Annotated in this window: 12 protein-coding genes; 8 read left to right on the top strand and 4 right to left on the bottom strand. The window is 72.2% G+C overall.

What is annotated here, in order from left to right; genetic code table 11:
• Positions 1-57 precede the first annotated feature (57 nt).
• The 8 genes from D7318_RS02705 (at position 58) to D7318_RS02670 (ending at position 7167) form a co-directional block, all read left to right on the top strand.
• Complete coding sequence (locus D7318_RS02705; RefSeq protein WP_120695158.1) at positions 58-948, top strand: transporter substrate-binding domain-containing protein; 891 nt, start codon at positions 58-60, stop codon at positions 946-948.
• A 53-nt stretch (positions 949-1001) separates the two neighbouring features.
• A complete protein-coding gene (locus tag D7318_RS02700) occupies positions 1002-2009 on the top strand; it encodes an amino acid ABC transporter permease (protein WP_183091220.1) in 1008 nt (335 codons plus the stop codon).
• 31 nt (positions 2010-2040) lie between these two features.
• Entirely contained in the window at positions 2041-2877 is an 837-nt protein-coding gene (locus D7318_RS02695) for an amino acid ABC transporter ATP-binding protein (protein WP_120695157.1), read from the top strand.
• Between the two features lie 28 nt (positions 2878-2905).
• Positions 2906-3781 (top strand): transporter substrate-binding domain-containing protein, encoded by an 876-nt coding sequence (locus D7318_RS02690; protein ID WP_120695156.1) that lies wholly within the window; start codon positions 2906-2908, stop codon positions 3779-3781.
• Positions 3782-3841: 60 nt separating this feature from the next.
• Positions 3842-4765 (top strand): LysR family transcriptional regulator, encoded by a 924-nt coding sequence (locus tag D7318_RS02685; RefSeq protein ID WP_120695155.1) that lies wholly within the window; start codon positions 3842-3844, stop codon positions 4763-4765.
• Positions 4766-4876: 111 nt separating this feature from the next.
• Positions 4877-5971 carry a tartrate dehydrogenase gene (locus D7318_RS02680; protein ID WP_120695154.1) on the top strand — a complete coding sequence of 365 codons (1095 nt, stop codon included), beginning with the start codon at positions 4877-4879 and terminating at the stop codon, positions 5969-5971.
• A gap of 58 nt (positions 5972-6029) precedes the next feature.
• On the top strand, positions 6030-6440 hold the full coding sequence (locus D7318_RS02675) for a DUF6153 family protein (RefSeq protein WP_230423272.1): 411 nt from the start codon (positions 6030-6032) through the stop codon (positions 6438-6440).
• Between the two features lie 85 nt (positions 6441-6525).
• Positions 6526-7167 (top strand): DUF305 domain-containing protein, encoded by a 642-nt coding sequence (locus tag D7318_RS02670; RefSeq protein ID WP_120695153.1) that lies wholly within the window; start codon positions 6526-6528, stop codon positions 7165-7167.
• A 118-nt stretch (positions 7168-7285) separates the two neighbouring features.
• On the opposite strand, the gene D7318_RS02665 is transcribed toward D7318_RS02670, so the two are convergent.
• The 4 genes from D7318_RS02665 to D7318_RS02650 all read right to left on the bottom strand — a co-directional run bounded on the left by D7318_RS02665 (position 7286) and on the right by D7318_RS02650 (position 11720).
• Positions 7286-8368: a LacI family DNA-binding transcriptional regulator gene (locus D7318_RS02665; RefSeq protein WP_120695152.1), complete on the bottom strand. Its 1083-nt coding sequence runs from the start codon at positions 8366-8368 to the stop codon at positions 7286-7288.
• A 28-nt stretch (positions 8369-8396) separates the two neighbouring features.
• Positions 8397-9365 (bottom strand): carbohydrate ABC transporter permease, encoded by a 969-nt coding sequence (locus D7318_RS02660; RefSeq protein ID WP_120695151.1) that lies wholly within the window; start codon positions 9363-9365, stop codon positions 8397-8399.
• Positions 9362-10321, bottom strand: coding sequence for a carbohydrate ABC transporter permease (locus tag D7318_RS02655; protein ID WP_120695250.1), 960 nt, complete (start codon positions 10319-10321; stop codon positions 9362-9364). The genes D7318_RS02660 and D7318_RS02655 overlap by 4 nt, the downstream gene beginning before the upstream one ends.
• Positions 10322-10409: 88 nt before the next feature.
• Positions 10410-11720 carry an ABC transporter substrate-binding protein gene (locus D7318_RS02650; RefSeq protein WP_120695150.1) on the bottom strand — a complete coding sequence of 437 codons (1311 nt, stop codon included), beginning with the start codon at positions 11718-11720 and terminating at the stop codon, positions 10410-10412.
• Positions 11721-11755 lie beyond the last annotated feature (35 nt).

The raw sequence follows: 11755 nt of genomic DNA, 5'->3' as shown, positions 1-11755 counted from the left end.
TCCACCCCGCCCCGCCCCGCCACACCGCGCCACCGCGCCACACCGAGGAGAACCACCGTGCACCACCACCTCAGACGGGCCGCCGCGCTCGCCGCCTTCGCCGCCACCCTCACCCTCAGCTCCTGCGCGCAGGACGCCGACGACCCGGACTCCGACGAATCCCCCGCACCCGCCGCCGACGCCGACCTGGCCGCGCTCGTCCCCGACGACCTGCGCGGCGCGACGCTCAGCGCCGTCATCGGCGACTCCAACCCGCCGCTGTACAGCCGCACCGAGTCGGGCGACCTCACGGGCATCACGTACGACCTCGGGATCGCGGCCGCCGAGCTGCTCGGCGTCGAACTCGACGTGGAGGCCAACTCGTTCGAGTCCTCCATACCCGGCCTCCAGTCCGGCACCTACGACGTCAGCCTGTGGGGAACCGACATCACCGAGGAGCGCATGCGGGTCATCGACCAGGTGCCGGTCGGCCGCATCGGCTACACCTTCCTCACCGCCGAATCGGCCGAGCCGCTCGCCGACACGATGGACGCGATCTGCGGCCTCACCGTCGCGGCCATCGCGGGCCAGACCACCATCGGGCTGCTCGAGGAGCAGTCCGCGGCCTGCGAGGCCGCGGGCGACGGGTCCGTCACCGTCTCCACCTTCGACGACCAGGCGTCCGCGGGACTCGCCGTCAAGTCGGGCCGCGCAGACGCCGCCACCGTCAACAGCGTCTCCGGCATCTACATCGCCGCCCAGGACGAGGAGCTCGCCCTCACCGGGCCGACCTTCAACGAGCACCTGACCGGCATCGCCACCGCCCAGGACTCAGGCCTTGGCGAGGCGTTCGCCGCCGCCCTCCAGCAGCTCGTCGATGACGGGAGCTACGAGGAGATCATCCGCTCCTACGACGCCGACACCTTCCTCATCGACGAGATCGCCGTCAACCCGCCGACCGACGGCTGATCGCCACCCCGCGACACACCGCGCGGCACCGCGCAGGAACGGAGGCCAAGCCGATGAGCGCGACGCACCGCCCCACGGAGACCCCGACGCCCACGAAGACCCCGACCACCCCGACCACCCCGACCACCCCGACGACCACCCGCACCTCCCCCATCAGCCCCGATGACTTCGCCAAGGCCGTCGCGGCCGAGCGCGCGGCGGGCGTGATCCCCGTCCGCCACACCGGACGCGTCGTGCTGGGCGCGCTCGCCGCCCTGGCCACCGTCCTCGCGACCGCGTCGGTGGCCCGCAACCCGTCGTTCCAGTGGGGCACCGTCGGCGACTACCTGTTCAGCTCCCGCATCATCGACGGGCTGATCCTGACCATCTGGCTCACCGCGCTCTCGGTGGCCCTGTCGTTCCTCATCGGCACGGTCCTCGCCGTGATGAGGCTGTCGGCCAACCCCGTGCTCCAGGCGATCTCCTGGGCCTACACGTGGTTCTTCCGCTCGGTGCCCCTGCTGGTCCAGCTGCTGTTCTGGTTCAACATCGGCTACCTCTATCCGCGGCTGAGCTTCGGCATCCCGTTCGGCCCGGCGTGGTTCTCGTTCGAGACCTCCGAGCTGATCAGCAGCGCCGCGGTCGCCGTCATCGGCCTCACCATCCACGAGTCGGCCTACGCCGCCGAGATCATCCGCGGCGGCATCCTGTCCGTGGACACCGGCCAGCTCGAAGCCGCCGAGGCCCTCGGCATGCACCCGCGCCGCGTCCTCGGCCGGATCGTCCTGCCACAGGCCATGCGCGTCATCCTGCCGCCCGCAGGCAGCCTCCTCATCAGCACCCTCAAGTCCACCTCGATGGTCAGCGTCATCGCCGTCACCGACCTGCTCTACGCGGCACAGCTGATCTACAACCAGAACTTCCTGGTCATCCCGCTGCTCATGGTCGCCACCCTCTGGTACCTGATCATGACCAGCCTGCTCTCGATCGCTCAGCACTTCGTCGAGAAACGGTATGCGCGCGGCTTCGCGCGGACATCGGGCCGCGGCCCGGCGCGCGTCCCGAAGCCCGACTCCCTGTGAAGCCGCCCGTTCCCCACCGAAGGAGCCCGTCATGGCAGCCGACGTCATCCGCGACGACCTGACCGCGCGACCGCCCGCCGAGGCGGCGGAGGCGGCCGGTGCCGCCGCGGGAGGCATCCTCATCCGCTCGCTCACCAAGAGCTTCGGCGGCGGCCCCCGTGTGCTCGACGGCATCGATCTCACCGTCGAACGCGGCCAGTTGATCTGCCTCGTCGGCCCGTCGGGCTCGGGCAAGAGCACGCTGCTGCGCTGCGTCAACCTGCTGGAGTCGCCCGACTCGGGGATGATCTGGGTGAGCGGCATGCTGATGGGCCGCCACTTCGACGGCCACCGGGTCCGCGCGCTGCGCCCTGCCGAGTACCGGCGGCAGCAGTCGAGGATCGGCATGATCTTCCAGCAGTTCAATCTCTTCCCGCACCTGACCGTGCTGGAGAACATCATCGAGGCGCCCCTCTCGGTCCGCGGCGTCCCGCGCGCCGAAGCGGTCGCCCGCGCGGAGGAGCTGGTGGCCCGCGTCGGCCTGGCAGGGCGCGAACGGGCCTATCCGCGCGAGCTGTCGGGCGGCCAGCAGCAGCGCATCGCCATCGCCCGCGCCCTGGCGATGGACCCCGATGTGCTGCTGTGCGACGAGCCGACGAGCGCGCTCGACCCCGAGCTGGTCGGCGAGGTGCTGAACGTCCTGCGCGACCTGGCCGCGAGCGGCATGACCATGGTCGTGGTCACCCACGAGATGTCCTTCGCCCGTGAGGTCGCCGATCGCGTGGTCTTCATGGCCGAGGGCCGGATCGTCGAAGAGGGCGCCCCCGAGCAGATGTTCTCCCACCCCCGCGAAGAACGGACCCGCAACTTCCTGCGCCGGGTCCTGTGACCCGGCGGACCTCACCCCTGGAGTGACCATGCACCACGTCCGCCCCGGCCGCGCCCTCCGCCTCGCGGCCCTCGCCTTCACCGCCCTGACCCTGGCCGCCTGCGCGGCGGACGACGCCCTCGAGCCCGCGGCCGACGCGGACGCCGACGCCGACGCGAGCGAGCTGGCGGGTCAACGGTTCACCGTCGCCGTGCAGAGCGCCTGGCCGCCCATCGGCTTCCTCGACGAGGACGGCGAGCTCACCGGCGTCGCCCTCGACGTGGCCGCCGAGCTGTCCGAACGCCTCGGCATCGAGTTCGCGTTCGAGAAGCCCGCGTTCGCCGACATGATCCCCGGAGTCCAGTCGGGCCGGTACGACTTCGGCCTCTGGGGGGCCGATGTCACGGCCGAGCGGCTGGAGATCGTCGACCAGCTCTCCTGGATGGTCAGCGGCTACTACCTCCAGGCCCTCGACGGCACCGAGCACCGGGCGGGCGACGACCTGTCCGGCATCTGCGGCCTCGACATCGCGCTGGTCAACGGCCAGACCACCGAGCCCACGCTCCGCGCGGCATCCGAGGCGTGCGTGGCGAGCGGCGATCCCGAGATCGGCATCCTCACCTTCCCCGACCAGCCCACCGCGGAGCTGGCCGTCGAGAGCGGCCGCGCCGACCTGGCCACCGTCGGCTCGCAGAGCTACGCCTACGCCTCCGAACAGGAGCCGGGCGCCTGGCGGTTGGCCAGCGACATGATCGAGCCGCACCACAACGGCATGGTGTTCACCCAGGGCGACCCCGTCGCCCCGGTGATCGCCGAGGCGCTCAACGCCATGATCGACGACGGCACCTACGCCGCCATCCTCGAGGAGTGGAACGTCACCGACTCCGCCGTGGACGAGGCCATGCTCAACCCCGAGCTGCCCTGAACGCGCGCCCGCGGCGGATAGCCTGCACCCATCGGTTGCGCGTCGGCCTGGGAGGTGCCGTTGGACGCCCGGCAGCTCGAGTACTTCGTGGCCATCGTCGAGCACGGCGGCTTCAGCAGGGCCGCCGCCGCGCTCCACGTGGCCCAGCCGTCGCTGTCCCAGGCGATGGCCAACCTGGAGGCCGAGCTCGGCGTCGCCCTCTTCCACCGGCTGGGCCGCGGCGTCGTCCTCAGCGAGGCCGGTGCGGAGCTCATCGAGCCGAGTCGGCGGGTGCTGCGGGACATGGCGGCCGTCCGCGACACCGCCACCGCCCTGTCGGGGCTGCGCCGCGGCACGGTGGAGGTGGCCACCATGCCATCGCCCGGCATCGAGCCGCTCACCACCCTCATCCGCCGCTTCGCCGAGCTGCACCCCGCCGTGACGGTGAGCACGCGGGCCGCCTTCACCCCCGATGAGGTGGTGTCCCTGGTGCGCGGCGGCGCCTGCGAGCTCGGGCTGCTCGGATCGGCGCGTCCCTTCGCCGCCTCGGGCGTGGACGTGCTGGCGATCGAGGCCCAGCCGTTCGTGGTCGTCGCCGCGCCCGGTGGCCCCGTCGAGGACGGGGTCACGATCCGCCCCGATGACCTGGCGGGGCGAAAGCTCATCGCGTCCCGGCACGGCAGCCTCATGCGCGGCATCGTCGACGACATCACCGCGGGCGGCACCGGCGCCGAGATCGTCACCGTCGTCGACCACCGCACGTCGATCCTTCCCCTGGTCATGGCCGGGGTCGGGGTCGCCGTGCTGCCCGCGTCCTGGGCCCGCCTGGCGCGGCGTTGCGGGGCCGTGGTGGCGCCCATCGACCCCACCGCCCACCTCCATGTGGCCATGATCAACCTCGGGGCCCATCTCACGCCCGCCGCACGGTCGTTCCTCGCCCTGACCCGTTCCCTGGCCGGGCACCAGCAGGACCAGGGCACCCCCGCCGCCGTGCCGCCGAACTGATCGGCGGCGCCTATGGGGGGTATCGGAAGCCGGTCTTGGACGCCGCCGGGAGCGGTGTGTTGACTCGGACGCGGCAGACGCAGCGTGTCGAGACACCCGCCGGAGGCACCCATGACCCCACCCCGTACGTTCCGCATCGCCGCCATCCCCGCCGACGGCGTGGGCCGAGAGGTCGTCGCCGCGGGCCGTGCCGTCCTCGACGCCCTGGCCGGGGACTCGGGGGGCGCCTTCGCGTTCGACTGGGAGGAATTCCCCTGGGGCTGCGAGTACTACGCCCGTACCGGCACGATGATGGCCGACGACGGTCTTGAGCGGCTCAAGGACTTCGACGCCATCTACTTCGGCGCGGTCGGCTGGCCCACCGTCCCCGATCACATCAGCCTGTGGGGGCTGCGCCTGAGGATCTGCCAGAGCTTCGACCAGTGGGCCAACGTCCGCCCCGTGCACTTCCTGCCCGGCGTGGTCAGCCCGCTGCGCAAGGCCGACACCACCGAGCTGGACTGGGTCGTCGTCCGCGAGAACAGCGAGGGCGAGTACGCGGGCCTCGGCGGGCGCAACCTCTCCGGGCGTGGTCCCGGAGGCGAAGTGGCGGTCCAGTCCTCGCTGTTCACCGAGGTCGGCTGCGAGCGCGTCATCCGCTTCGCCTTCGACCTCGCCCGCACCCGCGACCGGCGCAAGGTCTCCTCCGTCACCAAGTCCAACGCCCAGCAGTACGGCATGGTCCTGTGGGACGAGGTGTTCCGGCGGGTCGCCGCCGACCACCCGGACGTGGAGACCGAGAGCGTCCTGGTCGACGCGATGTCCGCGAAGTTCGTGCTGCGGCCCGAGGAGCTGTCGGTCGTCGTCGCCTCCAACCTCAACGCCGACATCCTCTCCGACCTCGGCAGCGCCCTGGCCGGGAGCCTGGGCCTGGCCGCGAGCGCGAACCTCAACCCCGAACGCCGCTTCCCCAGCATGTTCGAGCCCGTGCACGGCTCCGCCCCCGACATCGCCGGGCGGGGACTGGCCAACCCCATCGGGGCGGTCGGCAGTGGCGCCCTCATGCTCGAGCACCTCGGCCTGCCCGACCAGGCCGCCCGCCTGCACCGGGCGATCGAGGCAACCACCGCCGCCGGGATCCTCACGGGCGACCTCGGGGGCACGGCGTCCACCGACGATGTGACCAAGGCCCTCATCGACGCGCTGGCCCGTTCCACGCCGTCCTGACCGGCGGCTCACCGAGGGCCGCTGAGGCCCTCGTCGGCCGGTGCGTACGATGGCCCTCGTGTCAGCGCAGCGTTTCCCGGTCGTCGCGCCCTTCGGGGCGCGCGGACGAGTGGCGCTGCTGACGCTGGCCGTCCTCCTCGGCCTGGTCGCCATGCACGGGCTCGCGCCCGGCACCGCGGCGCCGTTCACGTCGTCGACGGCGGGCCACGGGTCAACACCCTCGGCCGCGGCCATGGGCGCCCAGGCCGACGGTGAGCACGCGCACCAGGGGCGCGGCGGCCACGCGGAGCACGCCGACGCGCAGTGCGCCGCGGGCGGCGTGAGCACCGCACCGGCGCTCGGCGCCCCGCAGCTCGACGTGCTGCCGTGCGCCCTGGCGGGACCCTCGCCCGCGCGCGTGCTCGTCGACCCGGGCGGCGGGGGACGAGCCCCTCCCTCGTTGAGCGCCCTCCAACTCCTGCGCATATAGGCGCGCCCGCGGGCGCGGCCGGTGACCGGCCGCGACCGCCGTCAGGCACGTCCTTGACCACCTTCACGCAGGAAGTCGCACCACCATGAGCACAACGCGTCACCACCGATCACCCCTGCGCCTCGCCGCCATCGCGGCGAGCGCCACGGCCGCGGCGCTGCTGCTGACCGGCTGCGGGGGCGACGACGGCGGCTCGGGGCACGGGGAGCACGGCCAGGACCGCCCCACGCCCGAGGCCGCCGGCTCGGCGCCCGCCACGAGCGGCGAACACAACGCGGCGGACATCGCGTTCGCGCAGGGCATGATCCCGCACCACCGGCAGGCCGTGGACATGGCCGACCTGGCCCCCGAACAGGGCGCGTCCGACGAGGTCCTGGCGCTCGCGGAGCGCATCAGGGCCGCGCAGGACCCGGAGATCGAGACCCTGTCGGGCTGGCTCGCCGCCTGGGGTGAGCCGGTCCCCGAAGAGGGGATGGACCACGCGGGCCACGACATGGGCGGGATGATGTCCGCCGAGGAGATGGCGGAGCTGGAGAACGCCACGGGTGCCGCCTTCGACGCCGCGTTCCTCGCGATGATGGTCCAACACCACGAGGGCGCGGTCGAGATGGCGGGGACCGAGCTGGCCGACGGCTCCTACCCGCCCGCGCTCGACCTGGCGGAGGACATCGTCGCCTCCCAGTCCGCGGAGATCGACCAGATGAACGAGATGCTCGGCGCGAGCTGACGTCTCCGGGGCGGCGGCCGGGTCCCCGGCCGTTCGGTCACCCGGCCGTTCGGTCACCCGGCCGCCGTCCCTGGTCGCCGCCCGTGGGGCGAGGGGCCCGGGCCCCTCGGCGGGGCCTTCAGGCCCGGTGCCTCGGCGGCCCGATGGAGTCCCTGACCACGACATGGGTGCCGAGGAGCGCGTGCTGGTCGGGGCCGTCGGCGCCCGGGGAGCGGTCGAGGGCCAGCCGCACCGCCGTGCGGCCGAGCTCCTCGTAGGGGACATGCACCGTGGTGAGTCGCGGCCGCAGGTCGGTGGCCGGGGGGACGTCGTCGTAGCCCGCGAGGGAGATGTCCTCCGGCACGCCCAGGCCGTGCTCGGTGAGCGCCCTGAGCACGCCCGCGGCGACCGCGTCGGTGAGGGCGAACACCGCGGTGAAGTCCACCGGCCTGGTGAGCCGTTGCCGCATCGCCAGATAGGCCTCGCCGCGCTCGAAGGTCGCCTTCTCGACGAGCCCGGGGTCGAACGCGACGCCGAAGTCCGCGAGCGCCCGCCGGTATCCGGCGAGCCGCTCGGCGGATGTCGTCAACGCCGCGTCACCCCCGAAGCACAGCACCCTGCGGTGCCCCGCGGCGAGCAGCCTGCTGGTGATCGCGTGGGCGCCGCCCTCGTTGTCGTACTCGACCACGGTGGTCGGCACCGCGTCGCCCAGGGGCGGCCGCCCGCACAGCACCAGGCGGGAGCCCGACTGGTCGAGGGACGTCGCGATGGCGGCCATGCGCGAGCGGTAGACCTCGTCGTCGTGGACGCTGCCGATGAGGATGACGGCCTCGGCGCCCTGCTGGCGCATGAGCCCGACCGCCTCGAGCTCCCGCCGCGGGTCGCCGCCGCTGACGAAGACCAGGCACAGCCGTCCCCGGCGCGTGGCCTCCTCCTGGATGCCGTGCGCGACTTCGGCGAACGACGGCCCTCGCACGTCGTTCAGGATGAACGCGACCGTCTTGGTGCCCTGCCCGCGCAGGGCCCTTGCGTGGGTGTTGGCGACATAGTCGAGCTCGCGCAGCGCCCGCTCCACGCGCCGCTTGGTGGCGGTGGCGACCGGGTAGTTCCCCGCGATGACCCGGGAGACGGTGGGCACCGAGACACCGGCCCGGTGCGCGACGTCCTTGAGTGTGGTCCGCCCGGGGCTCGCCTTCCCCGTCCCACCGTTCTGTGTGGTCACGGCGTCAGTCTACGAGCGGCGCGGCCCACTACTTGAGGCTGCCGAGCGTCACGCCCGTGCGCCAGTAGCGCTGCATGGCGACCATGAAGACGGCCAGGGGCACGATGGACAGCAGGGAGCCGGTGAGCACCAGGGCGGAGAGGTCGATCTCCGCCTCGTCGCGCTTGGCGTTCCAGGCGTACAGGCCGAGGCCGAGCGTCCACTGCTCCTCGCCGCGCAGCATCGTGAGCGGCAGGAAGAACTGGTTCCAGTTCTGCACGAACGCCAGCAGGAAGACCGTCGCCCCGCCCGTGGTCATCATCCGCAGCACGATCTGGACGAAGATCCGCAGCTCTCCCGCGCCGTCGAGCCGCGCCGCCTCGATCAGCTCGTCGGGCACGGCCCCGTCGATGTACACCTTCGCCAGATAGACGGAGAAGGGGCTGATGAACGAGGGGATCAGGACGGCCCACACGGTGTTCACCAGGCCGAGCCGCGAGAAGAGCAGATACAGCGGCAGGGTGAGCATCGCGTAGGGGATGAGGAACGAGCCGATGACGGCGCCGAGCGCCGCGCCCCGCCCGGGGAACCGGAAACGGGAGAGCGCGTACCCTGCGCCGAGCGCGATCAGGGTGCAGACCAGGGCCCCTCCCCCGGCGTAGAGAAGGGAGTTCAGCAGCCAGCGGAAGAAGATGCCGTCGTTGTAGGTGAAGACCTGCTCGAGGTTGTCGACGAGGTGGAAGTCGGCGAACCACATCCCGTTGCTGTGGAGCAGGTCGCGCTGGTCCTTCGTGGCGGACACCAGGAGCCACCACACGGGCGCGATCGAGTAGAGCGTGAACAGGCCGAGGCCGAGCAGGACCAGGCCGCCCGCCACCCTGGACCGCCCGGCGCCGACCGGCATCCCCTCGCGGCTCCGCCGCGCCCTGCGCCGGTCGGCGCGCGACGCGCGCCGCGCCCCGGCGGGCTCGGTGGCGTGGGCCCCGGGTGCCGTGGTGATCTTTTCGGAGAGAGTCATGCCTGCGGCCTGTTCGTGAGCTTGTAGAAGGCGAAGGAGACGGCGCCGACGACGAGCGCGAGGAGGATGGAGAGCGCCGCGGCGTAGTGGTAGTCGTTGGCGTCGAACGCCTGGTTGTAGATCATCAGGATCGGCGTGTAGTTCTTGGTGACCGTCTCGGGGGCCACCTGCCGGAACAGCAGCGGCTCGTTGAAGATCTGGAGCATGCCGATGATCGAGAGCATGCCCGTGAGCACCAGCGCGCCGCGCACGAACGGCACCTTGACGGTCAGCGCGATCCGCAGCTCGGACGCCCCGTCGACCCGGGCCGCGTCGAACAGCTCGCGCGGCACGGCGAGCAGCGCGCCGTAGATGATCAGCATGTTGTAGCCGAGGCCGTGCCAGGTCAGGAGGTTGCCCATGGAACCCCACAGCATCTCCGACGCGTAGAAGTCCACATGGACGCCGAGCACGTCGAACGCGTCGGTGAGCGGCCCGAGGCGCGGGCTGTAGAGGTACATCCACATCAGGGCCGCGACGACGCCGGGGATCATGTAGGGGATGAGAAAGGCCAGCCTGAACCGGTGCGCGGTGCGGGTGGCGAGGGTGTCGATGAGCAACGCCATCACCAGGGCGAGGCCGAGCATGACCGGGATCTGGACGCAGGCGAAGGCCAGCACCCGCGCCATGGAGGCCCAGAACGCCCCGTCGGACAGGCCGCGGGTGAAGTTGTCGAGCCCGACGAAGACGCGTTCCTGGCCGCCGATGCCGAGCCCCGAGCTGCGCTCGGAGAACAGACTCTCGTAGGCCGCGTACCCCACGGGCACGACGAAGACGAAGAGGAAGCCGAGGAAGAAGGGCGCCGCGAAGCTCGCCCCCTTGATCGCGCGGAGGGTCCGCCAGCGCGGGCGGTGCCGGTGGCCGGGCCGGGGGCCCGCGGTCCCCTTCGGCTCCCCGGTCACAGGGGTGGTCGACATGGTGGTCGACATGGTGGATGCCTGCCGTTCTGCCGTTGTCCGGAAGCGGCCCGGGTGGCCGCCGCCCTCGGGGGGCGGCGGCCTCGGGTCACTCGATGACGTCGATGCCCTCGCGTTCGAGGTCCTGGACCGTCCACCGCTGCATGTGGTCGAGGACGGCGGCGACCGTGGTCCCGCCGTTCATCGCCTTGCCCCACTGGTCGGCCAACTCCTCGTACATCGCCGTGGAGTTGGGTCCGTAGAGCCAGCCCTCCGCATACGTGGCCGCGCCCCGCATCACGGGGACGGCGCGGTCGGCGCGGTCGCCGTAGAGCTGCTCGGGCACCAGGGCGTCGGCGTAGGGCTCGGGGTCGGCCACCGCCGGGTACCAGCCGGAGCCGCCCACCGGGTCCGCCATGGTGGTGACGGGCTCCTCCTGGATGGCCAGCCAGACGGCGGCCTCCACGGCCTCCTCGGGGTGCTCGCACAGGGCGGGCACCACGTAGCCGCCGGTGTCGGCCGCCGACAGGGGCGGGTCCTGGCCCGGGGCGGCGAGGTTCGGCGCGGGCTCCCACTGGCCGAGCGAGGCGTCCATGTTGCGCTGGTGGCCCGCGAGTTGCCAGGTGGACAGCTGGCGCATGGCGATCCTGCCCTGGTCGTACTCCCGCATCATCGCGGCGTACTCGGCGTAGGAGATCCGCTCGACCAGGTCCTCGTCGAGCAGGGTCTGCATGGTCTCGGCCGCCCACCGCGACGCGTCGTCGGTGAAGTCCACGCGCCAGGCGTCGCCGTCCACGCTGTACCAGCGGGCACCGGCCTGCCACGCGAGCCCCATGAACGTCGAGGGGTCCTCGCCCGCCAGGTTGAAGATGTGGACGCCGTCCTCGCGCAGCTCGCGGCCCACCTCGATGGCCTCCTCCCACGTCGTGGGGTACGCGAGGCCGCGCTCCTCGAAGGCCGGGCGGTGGAACATGGTGAAGATCGGCTGACGCTGGGTCGGGACGCCGTACACGGCGTCGGCCAGCGAGAGCGCGTCGACGGCGCCGTCGGAGAACGCGTCGGCGCCGGGCTCCAGGTGCTCGGCTATGTCGGCGATGACACCCTGGGCCAGCAGCATGCTGCCGTGGCGGTTGTCCGACGCGGCCAGGCACGCGGTGCCCGACGGGTCCCCGGCCTCGTGGGCGTTGTTGAGGTTGCCGGGGATCTCGGCGTAGGGGACCTCGACGAACCGCAGCTCGATGTCGTCGTGGGCGGCGTTGAACGCCTCGGTGCTCGCCTCCGTACCGGCCTTGTCGCTCCACACCTCGAGGACGACGGGCCCGTCGCCGCCGCCCCCGTCCCCGCCGCCGCACGCGGCGGTCCCGATGACGAGGCCGAAGGCCAGGCCGCCGAGCATCCAACGCTTCTTCGCGCTGTTCATCCTGTGCTCCTGATTGTCTGTCGAGAGGCTTCCGC

It is taken from the genome of Streptomyces radicis (assembly GCF_003626575.1).
Classification (GTDB): Bacteria; Actinomycetota; Actinomycetes; order Streptomycetales; family Streptomycetaceae; genus Streptomyces; species Streptomyces radicis.
This window is presented reverse-complemented; position numbering and strand designations above follow the sequence as displayed.

Excerpts from the sequence above, each read along its gene's own strand:
- D7318_RS02695 (WP_120695157.1), top strand. The coding sequence starts at position 2,041 with ATGGCAGCCGACGTCATCCGCGACGACCTGACCGCGCGACCGCCCGCC.
- D7318_RS02680 (WP_120695154.1), top strand. The coding sequence starts at position 4,877 with ATGACCCCACCCCGTACGTTCCGCATCGCCGCCATCCCCGCCGACGGC.
- D7318_RS02650 (WP_120695150.1), bottom strand. The coding sequence starts at position 11,720 with ATGAACAGCGCGAAGAAGCGTTGGATGCTCGGCGGCCTGGCCTTCGGC.
- D7318_RS02700 (WP_183091220.1), top strand. The coding sequence starts at position 1,002 with ATGAGCGCGACGCACCGCCCCACGGAGACCCCGACGCCCACGAAGACC.
- D7318_RS02690 (WP_120695156.1), top strand. The coding sequence starts at position 2,906 with ATGCACCACGTCCGCCCCGGCCGCGCCCTCCGCCTCGCGGCCCTCGCC.
- D7318_RS02655 (WP_120695250.1), bottom strand. The coding sequence starts at position 10,321 with ATGTCGACCACCCCTGTGACCGGGGAGCCGAAGGGGACCGCGGGCCCC.
- D7318_RS02670 (WP_120695153.1), top strand. The coding sequence starts at position 6,526 with ATGAGCACAACGCGTCACCACCGATCACCCCTGCGCCTCGCCGCCATC.
- D7318_RS02660 (WP_120695151.1), bottom strand. The coding sequence starts at position 9,365 with ATGACTCTCTCCGAAAAGATCACCACGGCACCCGGGGCCCACGCCACC.